The sequence below is a fragment of the Helicobacter sp. genome, assembly GCF_022770205.1.
Taxonomy (GTDB): domain Bacteria; phylum Campylobacterota; class Campylobacteria; order Campylobacterales; family Helicobacteraceae; genus Helicobacter_D.
In genome coordinates this window covers 105550-122227 of the sequence record NZ_JALEIK010000016.1, presented here as the reverse complement: position 1 = coordinate 122227, position 16678 = coordinate 105550, and the positions used below count along the sequence as shown (strand labels likewise).

Here is a 16678-nt window from a genome sequence, read left to right as displayed (position 1 = left end):
GCCTTAAACTCCTTGGATTCCAACCATTCTAAAATCATCTCTTTATGCTGTAAGATTAACCCCAAACGCTCTAGTGGAAAACCATCGCCTAATATCTCTAAAAGTTTCTTTGTTTGCTCTGCTAAATTCATACCCTTCCTTTAATATGGCTTAAAAAATCCTGTAATCTCTCACTTTTAGGATTATCAAAAAACTCTTTAGGCGGAGAATCCTCTAAAATATTCCCACCTTCCATAAACAAAACACGCGTGGCAACCTCCCTTGCAAAGCCCATTTCGTGCGTTACACAAACCATACTCATTCCCTCATTTGCTACACTTTTCATTAATTCTAAAACACCCCCTACCATCTCAATATCTAACGCGCTTGTTGGCTCATCAAAAAGTATGACTTCAGGCTTCATCGCTAAAGCCCTTGCAATCGCAATTCTTTGCTTCTGCCCACCGCTTAAGCGCACAGGATATTCGTGCGCCTTATCAGACAAACCCACACGCGCTAAAAGTGCTAGGGCTAACTCTTTTGCTTCACTTTGCGTTGCACGCTTTAAGCGCACAGGCGCAAGCGTAATGTTTTCTAAAACGCTTAAATTATTAAATAAATTAAAATGCTGGAACACCATTCCCATTTTAGCACGCGCCAAATTTATATCAATGCGATGCTTTTTATCATATTCTAAAATCGCCTTTTTTAACGCCCTGCCCTTAAGTTTTAAAAGCTCAGGATACAATCCAACACTTAAAGCAGAAATCCTTTTATTATCTAGCCAAATCTCACCACCATCTGGCTTTTCTAAAAGATTTAAACAGCGCAAAAAGGTGCTTTTTCCACTCCCACTAGGTCCAACAATGACAACCTTTTCCCCAGGCTTAAACTCCACATTTAAGCCATTTAGCACGATTTTCTCTTGCCTACCTGCCTTTGTGTAATCCTCATATTTTTTAAAAAGATTTCTAACGCTTATCACTTCTTCTTAACTTCCCTTCATATTGCTTGACTATAAAACTAGCCACCATTACAAGCACCAAATAACACAACGCCAAACAAAAATAAGGAATCATATATTCATAGCCTGCACTTCCAATCGTCTTAAACGCATAGGTTAAGTCGTGCACTGTTACATAATTTGCCACTGAAGTCTCTTTAAGGAGCGTGATAAATTCATTGCCTAAATTTGGGAGAGCGTTTTTAAGAGCCTGTGGAAACACGACAAAGCGCATACTCTGCCTAGAATTAAGCCCTAACGCCCTTGCTGCTTCATTTTGCCCACTATCCACACTTAAGATTCCACCGCGGATAATCTCACTGACATACGCACCGCTATTTAAGCCAAAAATCACCACTGCTACAAGCAACGCACTGCTTCCTGCAAGCCCAAAAAGTGGCAAAATCACAAAGTAGATAAAGAGTAATTGCACAACAATGGGCGTCCCGCGAAAGAATCCAACATATAACTTTGCGATTCCAACTAACACGGACTCAAATGCGTTTTTCTCATCTTTTGTTAGCAAAATGGCTAGCAAAGTGCCAATCACAATGCCTATTAGCAAGCCAAGCACAGCGAGCAAAAGCGTTACACCAACGCCTTCTAATACAAGCGCATAGCCACCCTTTGTGATAAACTGATTGTAAAAAACTTCTAATTTATCCATAGATTAAAAGTAGTTTTGCATAATTTTATCAAATGTCCCATCTTCTCGCATTGCATCTAATACACTATTTATAGAATCTAAAAGCTCTTTATTGCCCTTTTTAACTGCAATTCCATATTCTTCTTGTGTTAAAGCTGCCTCTAGCACTTCTGTTCCCGCATTCCCCTTAGAAATCAAGCGCGCTGGAGCTTCATCTAAAATCACTATATCCACTTGCCCATTCACTAATGCACTAACAGCAAGCGAGCCATTCACAAAGCTTTTAACCTCTGCTTTTGGAAATCCTGCAAAACCCCATTCCTCATCTCCTTTAGCAAAAAATGCACCCGTTGTGCCTGCCTGCACACCAATTTTAATTCCATCTTTTTGAGAAATTGCCATAGCCAATGCTTCTGCATCATTACCAACTGCTTTGAGTGCAACATTTTCACTTTTGACAATCACCACTTGATTTGCATTATAATAAGGTTTTGTAAAATCTGCTACCTTTAAGCGCGTTTCATTAATCGTAAGCCCACTTGCTGCAAAATCCGCATTCCCACTACTTACAGCACTCATCACAGCATCAAATTCCATATCCTTTATTTCAAGCTCTTTGCCCAAACGCTTTGCAATCTCACGGGATATCTCCATATCCACGCCTTTATATTCCAAACCTTCCTTAAACTCAAAGGGCGGAAACTCCGCCGCCGTTGCGACAACTAATTTCTTATCATCTTTACAACCACTCACACCAAACGCCACAAAAACCGCCAAAATGCTAGATAAAACCAAACGATACACGACCATTCTCCTTAGAATAAAAATAAGCAAGGATTATAGCAAAATTTTAATTTTGACTGCACACTTTGGCATTTATTTTTGCTTTTTAAACTTCACACACAAGGCAAAATACTTGCTTAAGTTTTCCCTACTCTTGTGCGTAAAGAATAAATGAAAGTTTTAAGGCTTAGATTTTTTTCTTATTTGCGTCTTTTAAAATTGCTTTTGCAATCTCAGAAACACTTTGACAAATCTCAGAACTTGTATTTGCAATGCCTACATTTTCCTGTGTTGCAGATTCTAAACTTGAAATTGTGTCATTAATCTGTGTAATTCCTGTGGTTTGCTCTTTAATGGATTCCGCCATATCATTAATGCTTTGCACTAATAAATTTACATTTGCTTCAATTTCACCTAGAGATTTCCCTGTTCGCTCCGCTAATTTTCTCACTTCATCAGCAACAACAGCAAACCCCCTTCCGTGTTCTCCTGCTCTTGCTGCTTCAATGGCAGCATTTAAAGCCAACAAATTCGTTTGATCTGCAATATCCCTAATGATTCCAATGACACTCTTAATATCTTCAGTCTGCTGAATGACTTCTTGCGTTCTACCGCTTACACTTTGCATTGATGAAGTGATTTCTTCTACCGCCGATGCAGTTTGTTGCAACGAAGAAGCTTGGGAGCTAGAAGACTGCATTAAAGAATTGACTGCTTCTTCAAGCTTATCGCTTTGTTCATTTAAGGAATTTGCAAACTCTAAAGAAGTTCTAAGCATTTTACGAATCTCTTCCCCTAATGTATTTGTTACAATCTCCACACGCCCTTCCGCATTTGCCACTTGCGTGCTAAAATCAAGTTTCACAAAGCTATCAAACACACGATTTAATTCAGGCAAATTGTTACTAACTGCTGTAACAAGCAATTTCAATAGATTATTTACTGCATCGCGTAAATTATTTAATTGTGGGTTTGCCCCTTCTAAATCAATCAAAAATTCCACATGACCCCCATGTGCTATTTCAATAACCTCTAGGGCTTGCTTAACAAGGGCTTCATCCTTTTGTAATCCGTCCCTTGTCTTTTCTATATTGACATTAATCGCCTGCGCCATCATACCAATCTCATCTTGACTTTTAATTTCAAGTGCTTTAGGTGCAACTTTACTTTCGTGGTTAAGATATTTGAAAAATTCAATAAGCGTTGTTTTAATTACATTGATAGGATTTGTAAAATAACGGATGATAAATAATAAAATAACTACACCAATAATAATCATTACAACTGCTAAGACAATTGTTTTAATTAAATTTCTATTAACCGCTAGCGTATAATCGCTCTTATCTGCGGAAGAAACAATTGTCCAACCAAAAGGAAACTGCTTATAAAATCCAAACTTATCAATGGTTTGCCCATTCCCTAAATCCAAACTATAATCAATTTGCCCTTCTTTAGAACCAGACTTCAAAGCATTCTGCAATGCAGCTTCCGCTCCTTTAGTCGCATTATTCTTCACTAAATCCATATTTTTATGGGAAAATATCACTCCATTAGAATCCGCAATAAATACGCTCGCAGAAGGAAGCTCAGAATTCTTAAAGGCATCAAAACGCTCTTGGAATTCATCAACTCTAATATCCATTCCAATTACACCAATAAACTTACCATTTTTTATAAGGGGCATAGTTGCCGTTGCAAAATAATCACCTTTATACTTACCAGCAACACTTTGATACACAGGAGTGATAACGCCTTGATTCTTTTGCTTGGTCTGCACATACCAATCGCGTTGGCGCAAATCCAAGCTACCAAAATCATCCCAATCTGCACTGAATCGTGTATCGCCATCACCATTATAATTTTGCAAAATCGCTTTTCCATCATCATCGTAAACAATAAACATCACAGGATATTCCGCAAGAGACAATGCCGTATCCAATACAACACGCTGTTGCACAACACTCTCTTTATCAACCCTAGAAATATCCCTAGCAATCACACGCAAATCCTCTTGCACTTCATCAACTACAGAAATAAAAATGCTTTTATAAGCAGACTCCAATGTTTGCTTTTGGATTCCACGATAAAGCTTCTGAACATCTCCTGAAGTATTTTGAAAATTAAATGCACTAATCACAATAATAATTACCACAAAAACCGAAACCGCACTTGCTGTGAGCTTTCCACCCAATGAACGGAACATACTTTTTTCCTTTCTAAAAAATCTAAATTTACTTAAAATTATTCTATAAATTTTTATATTAATTCAATATTAAATTTTAAAAACTTTAAACTAATATTAATTATATCTTTTAAAAGCAATCAAATCTTAATAACCCAATTATTCCATCCAATCGCCAAATTGCAATGCTTTACCAAACTCTAAATCTTTGCTAGCACACTTTCCTAACACATCTTTTAAATATTTTGGTGCGATTCCATATCCCGGACGCACAGATTTTATTGCATTTTCTTGTATGACTTCACCTTTTTTAATGGTTTTTGTAACATACAAAGAACGCATAAAAACACGCCCCTCTTTTGACTTTTCACTGAGCGCATAAGTAGAATCCCCAAGCAACTCCTCTGTTTCCCTAACTGCCTGTGCCATTTGCGCAAACTCTTTAGGCTCTAAACTGAATGCACTATCTACACCCCCAAAAGAGCGTTTTAAAATAAAATGCTTTTCAATCACTCTTGCTCCAAGTGATGCTGCAACAATAGGGGCTGTAATACCTAGCGTATGGTCAGATAAGCCAATGGCAACACTAAAGTCTTTTTGAAGTCGTGGAATCAACGATAAATTTGCACTATTTAAGGGAGCTGGATAAGAGCTTGTGCATTGCAAAAGCGTAATGGAATCATTCCCAACCTCCTTGCAAGCCTTAATCGCTTCTTCTATCTCCTCTTTTGTCGCAATCCCTTTTGATAAAATCATAGGTTTGCCTAAGCGCGCCATATACTTTATTAGCTCTAAATCTACAATTTCAAAAGAGGCAACTTTATAAATAGGATTCCCTAAGGTTTCTAAAAAATCCACCGCCTCTTTACTAAAAGGGCTTGAAAAGCACATAAGCCCAAGTTCTTTTGCATAATCAAACAATTCTTTATGCCACTCCCAAGGCGTCATCGCCTCTTTATAAAGCGCATAAAAATTCTTACCCTCCCACAGCGTGCCTTTAATTTTAAAATCCTCTAAATCACAATCTAGCGTTAAACAATCTGGCGTGTAAGTTTGTAGCTTTATCGCATCAGCACCTGAATCCTTAGCAGCTTTTATTGTTTTAAAGGCTAAATTTTTATCTTGATTATGATTTGCAGAAAGCTCAGCAACTAAGAAAATTTTATTCTTTTGCATTTAATATCCAAAGTTCTCTATTTTTAACATTGCTTTTTTATGAATCCTCCAAACTTTCTTACTTAACACATCACTCCCTTTCATTCCATCTCTCCACCCATTCGCAATTCCAAACTCTTCTCTAAACCCTCTTTATGCGCAACTTCTGCAATCTCATTTAATGCTGTCTTTAAACACTCCATTTCCTTTTCCCACTCTTTCCAAAGTCCATTTTTCTGACTTTTTGCAATAGATTCCAACTTTTCTAAATCCTTTAATGTTTTCTCCTCACTTAAATCAAAATACTGCACCACAGCATAGCCATCACGCACCACTTCTGCATTCAAAAGATTCCCGCCTTTTTGCAAAAAACACCAGCCATTCTTATAGCCTAAGCGAAACTGCTGCTCTAACTTAATCTTATTTTGCGCATACTGCATTGCAAAATGACGCATTTCTCTAAGTGTCTGTGGCGCAATCTCACATCCTTCCCATTGAAAACTCTTACTAACTCCTGCCACACCATAAAGCTGACAATATAAGATTCCATAATCCTTGCTATACACACTAAAAAGCGTGGGGGAAAAAATATGCTGCATTAAAACTTGCACACTAACAGGTGGGATACTAAACCCAAAACTTTGTGTGCTTAAAATTCCAATTAATAACAAAATTTTTAATCTTAGCACTTTAAGTCCTTACCATATGTCTAAAGCCCAGATTCAAACTTCTTTTTATCCCAGCCCCCGCCAAAAGCCTTATAAACACTAATGGCTGCACTTAGGGATTCTAACTTTGCCGCTTCTTGTTGCAACTCTGCTGCAAACAATGCACTTTGTGTATTTAACACTTCAAGATAATTTGTATAGCCTTCTGCATAGCGTAAATTTGCAAGCTCTAATGTGCGCCTTAATGCACTAACTTGTTCATTAAGACTCTTTAAACGCTCATTTGTGATTTGCGCATTAAATAAACTCTCCCTAACTTCGCCAAATGCCACACGCAAAGTCTGCCCATAAGTTAAAAGCATTTCTCTATATTGCGACTTTGCTAAATCTACATTAGCACTTGTCCTACCAAAATCTAAAATATTTCCTATAAAGTTTCCTCCAAAATTCCAAGTAGAATTTGAGCTTTTAATTAATGCATCCAACTGCGGACTTGCATAGCCCAAAAGCCCCGTTAAAGAAATGGTCGGAAAATATGCACTCCGCGCAACACCAATAGAAAAGTTTGCTGCCTTTAGATTCTGCTCTGCTGCTTCAATATCTGGGCGTTTTTGCAAAATGCTTGATGGCAAGCCTGCCTGTATGCTTGGTGCATTAACCAAAGTTTGTGGTAGAGTTGGAATCGCATTTTCAAATACTCCCTTGCCATCGCGTCCTAAAAGGATTAAAAACGCACTTTGTGCAGAATTTTGCTCCCTTAAAAGATTCTGTAATTGCGCCCTCACACTTTCCACTTGAGATTTTGCTTGTTGCATATCTAGTTCTGAAATCTTACCTGCTTCAAATTCTTTTTTGCGATATTGATAGTTTTCTTCACGGCTTTTTAGAGTATTTTGAGAGATTTGCACTTGATTGTTAAGTGCTAAAACTCCAAAATAACCCTGCATCACATTTGCAATCAAACTCAAGCGCACAATATCTCCGCTTGCCTTCACTGCTAAAAGTTTTGCTAATGCACTTCTATCTGCATCTCTAACCCTTCCCCACAAATCAAGTTCAAAGCTTAACACAGCACCTAGAGAAAAATTATTGTAATTTTCCCTTTGGTTTAAATTTTTACGATTCCGTGTTGCTTCACCTTGCACTCTTAAACTAGGATAACGATCGCTTCTTGCATAGCCCCATTGCGCTTGTGCTTGCTCTATGCGCTCCATTGCCACTAACAAATCATAGTTATTTCCCAAAGCTTCTTGAACAAAAGCATTTAACTGCACATCGCCAAAATCCTCCCACCATCTCTCTTTAATGTCCATTTCTTGCGCACTCTCTAATGCTTCCTTAGAATCTAAAAGATTTGTCATAGGCACAGAATACTTAGGCGATAAAGAACAACCACCTAAGGCTAAAATTATAAGAAAACTTAAGCAGAAAATTTTAGGACTCATTTTTGCTCCTTAAATTTGCAATAAACTCACTAAAACGCGCAAAGTAAGTGTAAAACAATGGGATAAAAAATATTGCAATAAAAGTTGCAGCAAGCATTCCACCAATCACCCCTGTGCCTATTGCGTGCCTACTTGCCGCCCCTGCCCCTGTGCTAAGAGCAAGCGGTAAAACGCCAATAGTAAAGGCTAAAGAAGTCATTACAATAGGACGGAATCTAAGCCTTGCTGCTTCAATAGCGGAATCATAAATGCTTTTACCCTCCACTTCCCTTGCTTGCATTGCAAATTCAATGATTAAAATCGCATTTTTTGCAGAAAGAGCAATGAGCATCACAAGTCCAATGTTAAAATAAATGTCTGCGTTTAGCCCCCTAAGCCAAGTTGCCAAAATCGCACCAAAAACCGCAAAAGGCACTGCTGTTAAAACCGCCATAGGCATAAGCCACCGCTCATATTGCGCTGCTAAAATCAAAAATACAAACACTAAACCAAAAATAAAAGCAAGTGCACCTGTATTACTGCTTGCTTTTTCTTGGTAAGAAGTTCCCGACCAAGCAATCGTATAGCCTTCTGGTAAAACCTCCTCTGCTACCTCTTCAATAGCCCTTAGCGCATCTCCTGAAGAATAACCTGCCGCTGCATCTCCTATTAACTTTGCTGCTGGGAAGAGATTAAAACGCTCTAAAATATCTGGAGCAACGATTCTTTTAAAAGTTACCAATGCACTAATTGGCACTAACTCTCCACTATTTGAACGCACATAAACATTGCGTAAATCCTCTGGACTCTCTCTAAAAGCACCATCGGATTGAATATTAACCTTATAAGTTCTACCAAAAAGATTAAAATCATTTACATAATAAGAACCAAAAGTTGCTTGTAAGGTTGCAAAAACATCATTAATATTAACCCCTAAAGATTTAGCTTTTTGTCTATCAAGTTGCACATTGTATTGTGGCACATCAGCACTTAGCGTTGTTCTTACACCTCTTAGCTCTTGCCTTTGTGCTGCTTTTTGCAAAATTTCTTGCGTGTATTTTTGTAAGTTTTCAATAAAACCACCTGTTCTATCTTGCACATACATCTCAAAGCCGTCTGTTAAACTAAGCCCTACAATAGGTGGTGGATTAAGCGCAAAAATAATTGCATTAGGATTTTGCATTAATTGTCCAGTTAGCGCATTGGCAATTGCTTGTGAGTGTTGGGAATCCTCTTTGCGTAAATCCCAATCCTTTAACTTCACAAAGGCTGCCCCACCAAATGTTCTAACAGCCCCTGAGAGCAAATCGTATCCTGCAAGCGCCATAATCGCCTCAGTATCTGGATGATGCCTAACAACTTGCTCCATAAAAGCAGCAACATCTGTTGTTTTACTCAATGCTGTTGCAGGAGGAAGCTTCATAGAAATTAGCAATACCCCCTTGTCTTCAGAAGGCACAAGCCCACTTGGCACACGCGTAAATAATCCATAAGTGATTCCAATAAGCCCCACAAACAAAACCACATATAATGTTCCACGCCGAATTGCGTGTGCAACCTTCTGTGTAAATTGATGCGTCAGCCAATCAAAAAAAAGATTAAACTTTTTCACAATCCAAAAAGGCTCAGGCGTTTTTGTTTTAAGCAAGGACACACAAAGGGCGGGGGTGAGCGTTAATGCTACAAATCCAGAAATAATAACAGAAATCACAATAGTAATGGCAAACTGCTTGTAAATCTCTCCGGCAAATCCTCCAATAAATGCCACAGGAATAAACACAGCTGAAAGCACTAAAACAATCGCAATTACAGGACCTGCAATCTCTTCCATCGCCTTTGTTGTCGCTTCTTTTACAGAAAGTTTTTCTTTGTGGATTAACCGCTCCACATTTTCAATCACAATAATCGCATCATCAACAACAATTCCAATGGCTAAAATCAGCCCAAAAAGCGTTAAAAGATTAATAGAAAAGCCTAAAAGATACATCCCTGCAAATGCACCAATGATTGACACAGGCACAGCTAAAACCGGAATAATTGTAGCCCTAAAATTTTGTAAAAAGAAGTAAATCACAATCACAACTAAAACAATTGCTTCAATGAAGGTTTTAACCACTTCTTTAATGGAAACATCCACAAACTCTGTTGTGTCATAAGGAATCGCATATTCTAAACCATCAGGAAAATTTTTAGACAATTCCTCTAGCGTTGCACTCACGCTCTCTGCCACATTAAGCGCATTTGCTCCGGGTTGTAAAAACACTCCAAAAGCAACAGCTGGCTTGCCATTATAAAAGGCATTAACACTATAATCTTCTGCGCCCAATTCAATTCTCGCCACATCCTTTAAATACAAAGAAGAACCATCAGCATTTGTGCGGATTAAAATCCCTCCAAACTCTTCAACACTGCTAAAGCGTCCCTGCGTTGTTACAGAATAAGTGAAATCTAAATCCTTTCTAATAGGCTCTTGTCCAAATGCACCCACTGCAAATTGTGAGTTTTGCTCTTGGACTGCCTTAATCACTTCAGCAGGTGTTAGATGGTATTTAGCAAGCTTATCTGGCATCAGCCAAAGACGCATTGAATATTCTGAGCGGCTAAATAAAGCAGCATCACCAACTCCCGGAATCCTTTTTAACGCATCTAAAATATTAATGGTTGCATAATTTGCAATAAAAACCGCATCGTGGCTTGGTGTGCTTGAAGAGAGAGAATACACGGCTAAAATTGTAGAAGAACGCTTATTAACAGTTACACCTGCTCTTTGCACCTCTTGGGGTAAGCGACTTAAAACTCCTTGCACTCTATTATTAACATCAATGGTTGCTTGATCAGGATTGGTTTCATTGGTAAAATAAATATTAATGGATAGCACACCATTTGAAGTTGCAGAAGACTGCATATACAACATTCCTTCAACACCATTAATACTATTCTCCAAAACACTTGCCACACCGCTTGAAATCACTTCTGCACTAGCACCCGGATAAGTTGCTTGCACAACAACTTGTGGCGGAGTAACTTGCGGATATTCTTCAATGGCAAGCGAAAAAATTGACAACGAACCTGCAATAACAATGATAATAGACATTACCATCGCCAAAACAGGACGATTAATAAAGAATTTTGAAAACATTGCGATTCCTTATTTTTGTTGCATTGGTACTACTGGTGTGCCTAGACGCAGTTTAATAAGCTGGCTTGTAATCACCTCATCATCATCGCTCAAACCGCTTTTAACCACAATGCTATTGCCTATTATGTGTCCAATGGTAATGTAAGTAGGTTGCGCTTTACCCTCTACAATTTTGAACACATAGCTTCCTTTAGAATCTTGCATCAGAGCATTTTGTGGAATGATAATGGAATCCTCTAAGATAAAGCCTTCTAATCTAATGCGCGAAAACTCTCCTGGTATCAATAAATGCTCAGGATTTTCAACCAATGCGCGCGCCTTAATTGTTGCCGTATTAACATCAAGCACGCTATCAATAAAATCAATTTTACCCTCTTTATTGTATTGACTGCCATCTGGCAAAATATAATGCACCCTTACATTTTCTTGATGAAGTGTGCGCACAAAATAATAATCGCTACTTGGAATGGAAAACTCTGCGTGAATGGGATCAAGTTGCGTAATAGTTACTAGCACATTATCCCCTCCTACCTTGCCAACTAAATCGCCAATATCATAACGCTTCATACCGATTTTTCCGCTTGCAGTTGCCCTCACATCAGTATAACCCAAATCAATCTTAGCAATGTCTAAACTAGCCTTTGCATTGGCAACTGCTGCATTTGCACTTTCATATGCAGATTGGGCAGAATCGTATTCTCTAGGGCTTAACGCATTTTCTTCAAACAATCTTTGTGCGCGCTTCCAATCACGACTTGCAGCTTCAAAAGTTGCTTGCGCAGAAAGAAGTTGTGCTTGCGCAATATTCAAAGAAGCTTGATATTTAGAAGGATCAATCTTAAAAAGCTTATCTCCCTCTTTCACAAAGCCTCCCTCCACAAAATTCTGCTCTAGCAATATCCCTTCCACACGCGCATAAACATTCACACTCTGCAAGCTCTCAAGCTTTGCAGGAAACTCAAAACTCACAGGAATGTCTGCTGTTTTAACTCTATAAGTGTTAACTGGAATTGCAAAATTTTGTTGCTGTGTTGCTTGCGTATTTTCATTTTCTTTAAAACAGCCTACAAAAAGCAATCCCCCGCAAACTAAGCCCAAAAGCATTTTAGAAAATGTTATTTTTGTTTTTTTCATTCTTTTCCTTATCTGAAAATCAATCTTTGAAACGATTATTATAAAATTGTAATTAAAATTACACATTAAATTTCGGATTCTAACTAATATTTGCTTAAAACCATACTTAAAACTAATGACTTAATGGTAGTTCCACTTTAAATTCTACACCATCTTTTTCATTAATAAATGAAATTCTACCTTGCATAGAATCCAAAAACATTTGCACCATAGATAAGCCAATACCAGTACCACTTTGCTTTGTGGTGAAAAATTTATCAAATACTTTTCTTGCAATATCTGCACGAATCCCACCTCCATTATCTTTAATATAAACTACACACATTGGTATTCCTGCAATATTCTCCCCTAGTGCGCAACGGATTGTAATTTTTCCTTTTTTAATTTCCTTTTTCTTTAAGCGATCCCCAATTGCTTCAATCGCATTATCCATTAAAATGATTATTATATTTTGAAATTCACTTTTAATCGCATTGATTCTAAGAGATTTTTCATCTTTACAAAATGGAAATTTTATAAAAATATTATTATCTAAAATGCTATAAAATAAATCAAGAGTATTTTGAATCGCTGTGCAAATCTCAAATTCTTCTTTTTCTTTAGAAGGAATATAAAATGAACGAAATGCCTCAATTGTGTTTGACATAAATTTAATTTGATCCGTCATTATCTGCAAATATTTTTCAAATTCCACATCATCAAGCACCCCCAAAGAACGCATTTCTTTTAAATTCTGACACACAAGATAAAGTGCATTTAATGGCTGCTTCCACTGATGCGCTACATTACCAAGCATTCTTCCCATTTCTTCATCTTTTGTTTTTTGCGCAAGCATTAAATGCTTATTTTGCAATTCTTCTTCTAATTTTGCCACATCAGAAATATCAATAAAAGTAAAATATAATGTCGTTTTTTGCGCAAATTCTAAAAAATTAATGGACACCATAACAGGAATTGTTATATCCCTAGTTTGCAAGCGTATCCGAAAATTTTGACATTGCTTGCTACGCTTTAATTGATCAATTTTTTCTAAAACAAAACGCTTACACTCCACATCTTGAAATAATTCTAAAGCGTTATAATTTAACATCTCAACCCCAAAAAGAGCAAAGGCAGGACCATTATATTGAATGATTTTTAAATCCTCATATTGCGCAATCACAATCGCATTAAGACTGCTTTCAAACAAATAATTATGGGTATAATCACTCTTTAAACGCTGTGCAACTTCCTGTTCAATCTGATTAGCAAGCTCTCTGCTTAAAATCTCAACTGCTTCTCTTTGACCTTGAAGCTCCTCTACTAATTCTTTAGCATTCTTTAATTCTCTGCTTAATCGCCTATGTTGCCCCATTAAATAAAACACCACCCAGATTAAGCCAATAAAAATCCCAAAAAGCAACACGCCAGGCAAATCATCATTCCAATGTATCAGCCATTCCATCTGATAAACCCCCTACTTTTAGCTAAAATTATACAACAGCAAATGCAGTTTTAAACCGCTTTTAGAGTTTTTTAGCTTTTGTTTTGTTACAATTGCGAGATTTTTTAAAAGGCAACAATAAATGACAACTGCTTTACAAACTAGTCCACTCTTACTAGAGATTGGCACAGAAGAGCTACCAGCGATTCCGCTTTTAGCAGAATTACCAAATCTCAAAAATAAATTCCAAAAAATCTTAGAAGCAAAGCGTTTAGATTGTGCGTTTGACTTTTATTACACACCGCGTCGCTTGGTTATCATTGCAAAAGAATTTCCAAAATTCCAAAGCCCAAAAACTTTAGAATTTTTTGGACCCCCCTTAAACATCGCCTATAAAGATGGCACACTAACACCAGCGGCATTAGGATTTTTTAAAAAATGTGGCATTGAGGCTACAAATGTGCAAACCACACAAAAAGATGGAAAAGAAGTCCTCTATTGCCAAAAAAATGCAGAGCAGCTACCTTCTGACATTTTACTAGAAACAATTATCAAGGGTTTTTTAGAATCCCTAAACTTTGGCAAAACAATGCGTTGGGGAAACTTAAAGGAATCCTTTATCCGTCCAATTTCTTGGATTTTATGCCTTTTAGATTCTAAACCTATCCCATTAAAACTTTATGGAGTGGAGGCAAAAGCACAAACCTATGTGCATCGCAATATCAGTTTTGAGCCTTTTGATGTGATTTCTTTAGAATCGTATTTACAAACTCTAGAAAATAATGGTGTAATTTTAGATCAAGATAAGCGCAAAAGTAGAATCCTAAGTGCAATGGCACAGATTGAAAATGCACAAAATATCAAAGTAGAAATTGATGAAAAATTGTTAGATGAAATAGTAGCAATCACTGAATATCCCACCGCACTTTTTGGAGAATTTAGCGTGCGTTTTTTAGAGCTCCCACCACCTTGCATTATCACTTCAATGAAAGTCAATCAACGCTATTTTGCCACCTACAAAGATAAGCATTTGCACAATGGATTTGTGCTAGTTTCAAACAGCTTAAGCAAAAATCCCAAAAAAATCATTAACGGAAATGTCAAAGTCTTACGCGCGCGTTTAGAGGATGCATTATTCTTCTACCATAATGACTTAAAAAATGGCTTTATACCAGAGAAACTAAAAGAAATTACTTTTGTAGAAGGCTTAGGCTCTATGTGGGATAAAACAGAGCGAGAATGCTTAATTGTTCGCACTTTAGGTAATCTATTTAAAGTCAATTTAGAAATTTTAAATCAAGCTTGCCTGCTTAGCAAAGCAGATTTAATGAGTGAGATGGTGTATGAATTTACAGAACTGCAAGGCATTATGGGATACTACTATGCAAAAGCATTACATTATGATGATAAAGTCGCCCTAGCAATTAAAGAGCAATATCTACCCAATGCAGAAGAAAGTGCCTTACCCTCCAATCTCATTAGTGCAATCATTTCTCTAGCTTATAAACTTGATAATCTTTTAGGACTCTTTAGCATAGGCAAGATTCCAAGTGGCTCTAAAGATCCTTTTGCTTTACGCCGTGCTGCAAATGGCGTCATTAAAATCATTTTGCATTTTAACCTACCCTTTAATCTCAAAGAAGTTTTAGAAGTCCTCAAAATCCATTACAAGGATTTTAATGTAAAAATCCTAGAATCCTTTATTTTAGAGCGTTTAGATTCCTTATTAGAATTTAACCCCTCGCTTTTGCGTGCTGTTTTAGCAACAAATGAGCGTGATTTAATGCGAATTTTTCAAAAATTAAATGCTCTAAACTCTGCTCTTAAAAACCAAGATAAACAACTTCTAACGCAGACTTTCAAACGCCTAGCAAACATCACAAAAGAAGTGGATTTAAACAGCACACTTCCTATTGATGAAAGCAAACTTCTAGCAAGCGAAGAAATAGAGCTTTACCATAGTTTTAAGCAATGCGCATTAAACGCTAATGATTACACAAAGCATTTAGAATCTCTACTTGATTTAAGCCCCATTTTAGAACGCTTCTTTGACAAAGTGCTTGTTAATGCTCCAGATATTGCCTTTAAAAACAACCGAAAACACCTAATTGCAAGAATCTATAAAGAATTTTTAAGCATTGCAGACATTAAAGAGATTAGTTTTTAGGATTTTACTTGCAAGATTTTAAGGGTTTAAACATTGCTCAGATTAAAAGCGCAATTGAAACAAAAAAACAAAGCTTTGATGCACAATGGCTTGGAAAAAGCCTTGCCTATACTCCCTATCAGCCCCGCCCTTTAGATTTAAAGCGCAATGAATCATTAAATTCTATCCACACACTGCCCAACGATAAAGACTTTTTACTACAAGCAAAAGAGCTTGAAAAAAATACACAAGCCTTTATTGTGGAGTCCTTAGAACTTGCAAGCTATCTTAGACGCTATGTTTATACGCCACTGATTTATGATTTTTTAATTTTGGATTCCTATCAACTTTTAGAAGCCCTTGTCTATGGAGTTGATAGCATAATGCTCTATCCAAAATACTTAGAACAAAAGCAATTAAAAGAGCTTAGCGATTATGCTTTAAAAACAGGACTAGAGCGAGTATTTTGCGTGGAATCCAAAGAAGATTTAACCAAAGCAATTTTTGCTAAAGCAGACATTTTAAATCTTTGCGGACAATTCTCACTCATCCCTCTAATCCCTAAACAAAAAATCCTCATTTCCCCCACATCTGAAAATACCACAAAAGATTCCATCAATCCATACATTGACGCACTTGATGCACACATTATTTAGAAAAAGATACTTTTAAGCATTAATTTAGAATCTTTTAGTTAAAAGCTACATTCCATTTTAACTCAGGAGTTTTTTATGTCTTTAATGATTAATGAAGAATGTATTGCGTGCGACGCTTGTCGCGAAGAATGTCCAAATGAAGCCATTGAAGAAGGTGATCCCTATTATATCATTGATCCTGAGCGATGCACAGAATGTTTTGGATTCTATGATGAGCCTGCTTGCCTCTCTGTATGTCCAGTAGATGCGATTATTCCAGACCCTGATAATGTAGAAACATTTGAGGAATTAAAATTCAAACATTCACAAATGCAACAAGAAGATTAAAAGTATATTAAAA

General features: G+C 37.0%; 13 protein-coding genes. 3 read left to right on the top strand and 10 right to left on the bottom strand.

What is annotated here, in order from left to right:
• Positions 1 to 127 precede the first annotated feature (127 nt).
• The 10 genes from MRZ19_RS03200 to MRZ19_RS03155 all read right to left on the bottom strand — a co-directional run bounded on the left by MRZ19_RS03200 (position 128) and on the right by MRZ19_RS03155 (position 13557).
• On the bottom strand, positions 128 to 961 hold the full coding sequence (locus MRZ19_RS03200) for an amino acid ABC transporter ATP-binding protein (RefSeq protein ID WP_366936144.1): 834 nt from the start codon (positions 959 to 961) through the stop codon (positions 128 to 130).
• Positions 951 to 1649, bottom strand: coding sequence for an amino acid ABC transporter permease (locus MRZ19_RS03195; RefSeq protein WP_291030250.1), 699 nt, complete (start codon positions 1647 to 1649; stop codon positions 951 to 953). The genes MRZ19_RS03200 and MRZ19_RS03195 overlap by 11 nt, the downstream gene beginning before the upstream one ends.
• 3 nt (positions 1650 to 1652) lie before the next feature.
• Positions 1653 to 2438, bottom strand: coding sequence for a transporter substrate-binding domain-containing protein (locus MRZ19_RS03190; protein ID WP_291030248.1), 786 nt, complete (start codon positions 2436 to 2438; stop codon positions 1653 to 1655).
• A 160-nt stretch (positions 2439 to 2598) separates the two neighbouring features.
• Entirely contained in the window at positions 2599 to 4614 is a 2016-nt protein-coding gene (locus MRZ19_RS03185) for a methyl-accepting chemotaxis protein (protein ID WP_291030246.1), read from the bottom strand.
• Between the two features lie 138 nt (positions 4615 to 4752).
• Positions 4753 to 5769 carry a pseudaminic acid synthase gene (pseI, locus tag MRZ19_RS03180; protein WP_291030244.1) on the bottom strand — a complete coding sequence of 339 codons (1017 nt, stop codon included), beginning with the start codon at positions 5767 to 5769 and terminating at the stop codon, positions 4753 to 4755.
• Between the two features lie 80 nt (positions 5770 to 5849).
• Positions 5850 to 6437 (bottom strand): thermonuclease family protein, encoded by a 588-nt coding sequence (locus MRZ19_RS03175; RefSeq protein WP_291030242.1) that lies wholly within the window; start codon positions 6435 to 6437, stop codon positions 5850 to 5852.
• Positions 6438 to 6457: 20 nt separating this feature from the next.
• Positions 6458 to 7861: an efflux transporter outer membrane subunit gene (locus MRZ19_RS03170; protein ID WP_291030240.1), complete on the bottom strand. Its 1404-nt coding sequence runs from the start codon at positions 7859 to 7861 to the stop codon at positions 6458 to 6460.
• The gene (locus tag MRZ19_RS03165) at positions 7851 to 10979 is read right to left on the bottom strand and encodes an efflux RND transporter permease subunit (RefSeq protein WP_291030238.1); all 3129 of its coding nucleotides are present in this window, start codon (positions 10977 to 10979) and stop codon (positions 7851 to 7853) included. The genes MRZ19_RS03170 and MRZ19_RS03165 overlap by 11 nt, the downstream gene beginning before the upstream one ends.
• 9 nt (positions 10980 to 10988) lie before the next feature.
• On the bottom strand, positions 10989 to 12113 hold the full coding sequence (locus MRZ19_RS03160; protein WP_291030236.1) for an efflux RND transporter periplasmic adaptor subunit: 1125 nt from the start codon (positions 12111 to 12113) through the stop codon (positions 10989 to 10991).
• 112 nt (positions 12114 to 12225) lie between these two features.
• On the bottom strand, positions 12226 to 13557 hold the full coding sequence (locus tag MRZ19_RS03155) for an ATP-binding protein (protein ID WP_291030234.1): 1332 nt from the start codon (positions 13555 to 13557) through the stop codon (positions 12226 to 12228).
• A 121-nt stretch (positions 13558 to 13678) separates the two neighbouring features.
• Here MRZ19_RS03155 and glyS point away from each other — a divergent pair, with 121 nt between their 5' ends.
• From glyS to MRZ19_RS03140, 3 genes are all read left to right on the top strand, one after another.
• A complete protein-coding gene (gene glyS / locus MRZ19_RS03150) occupies positions 13679 to 15703 on the top strand; it encodes a glycine--tRNA ligase subunit beta (protein ID WP_291030232.1) in 2025 nt (674 codons plus the stop codon).
• An 8-nt stretch (positions 15704 to 15711) separates the two neighbouring features.
• On the top strand, positions 15712 to 16338 hold the full coding sequence (locus MRZ19_RS03145; RefSeq protein ID WP_291030230.1) for a hypothetical protein: 627 nt from the start codon (positions 15712 to 15714) through the stop codon (positions 16336 to 16338).
• 75 nt (positions 16339 to 16413) lie between these two features.
• Positions 16414 to 16665 (top strand): YfhL family 4Fe-4S dicluster ferredoxin, encoded by a 252-nt coding sequence (locus MRZ19_RS03140; RefSeq protein WP_291030228.1) that lies wholly within the window; start codon positions 16414 to 16416, stop codon positions 16663 to 16665.
• Positions 16666 to 16678: the final 13 nt, after the last annotated feature.

Excerpts from the sequence above, each read along its gene's own strand:
- MRZ19_RS03195 (WP_291030250.1), bottom strand. The coding sequence starts at position 1,649 with ATGGATAAATTAGAAGTTTTTTACAATCAGTTTATCACAAAGGGTGGC.
- MRZ19_RS03190 (WP_291030248.1), bottom strand. The coding sequence starts at position 2,438 with ATGGTCGTGTATCGTTTGGTTTTATCTAGCATTTTGGCGGTTTTTGTG.
- MRZ19_RS03185 (WP_291030246.1), bottom strand. The coding sequence starts at position 4,614 with ATGTTCCGTTCATTGGGTGGAAAGCTCACAGCAAGTGCGGTTTCGGTT.
- pseI (WP_291030244.1), bottom strand. The coding sequence starts at position 5,769 with ATGCAAAAGAATAAAATTTTCTTAGTTGCTGAGCTTTCTGCAAATCAT.
- MRZ19_RS03170 (WP_291030240.1), bottom strand. The coding sequence starts at position 7,861 with ATGAGTCCTAAAATTTTCTGCTTAAGTTTTCTTATAATTTTAGCCTTA.
- MRZ19_RS03165 (WP_291030238.1), bottom strand. The coding sequence starts at position 10,979 with ATGTTTTCAAAATTCTTTATTAATCGTCCTGTTTTGGCGATGGTAATG.
- MRZ19_RS03160 (WP_291030236.1), bottom strand. The coding sequence starts at position 12,113 with ATGAAAAAAACAAAAATAACATTTTCTAAAATGCTTTTGGGCTTAGTT.
- MRZ19_RS03155 (WP_291030234.1), bottom strand. The coding sequence starts at position 13,557 with ATGGAATGGCTGATACATTGGAATGATGATTTGCCTGGCGTGTTGCTT.
- glyS (WP_291030232.1), top strand. The coding sequence starts at position 13,679 with ATGACAACTGCTTTACAAACTAGTCCACTCTTACTAGAGATTGGCACA.
- MRZ19_RS03140 (WP_291030228.1), top strand. The coding sequence starts at position 16,414 with ATGTCTTTAATGATTAATGAAGAATGTATTGCGTGCGACGCTTGTCGC.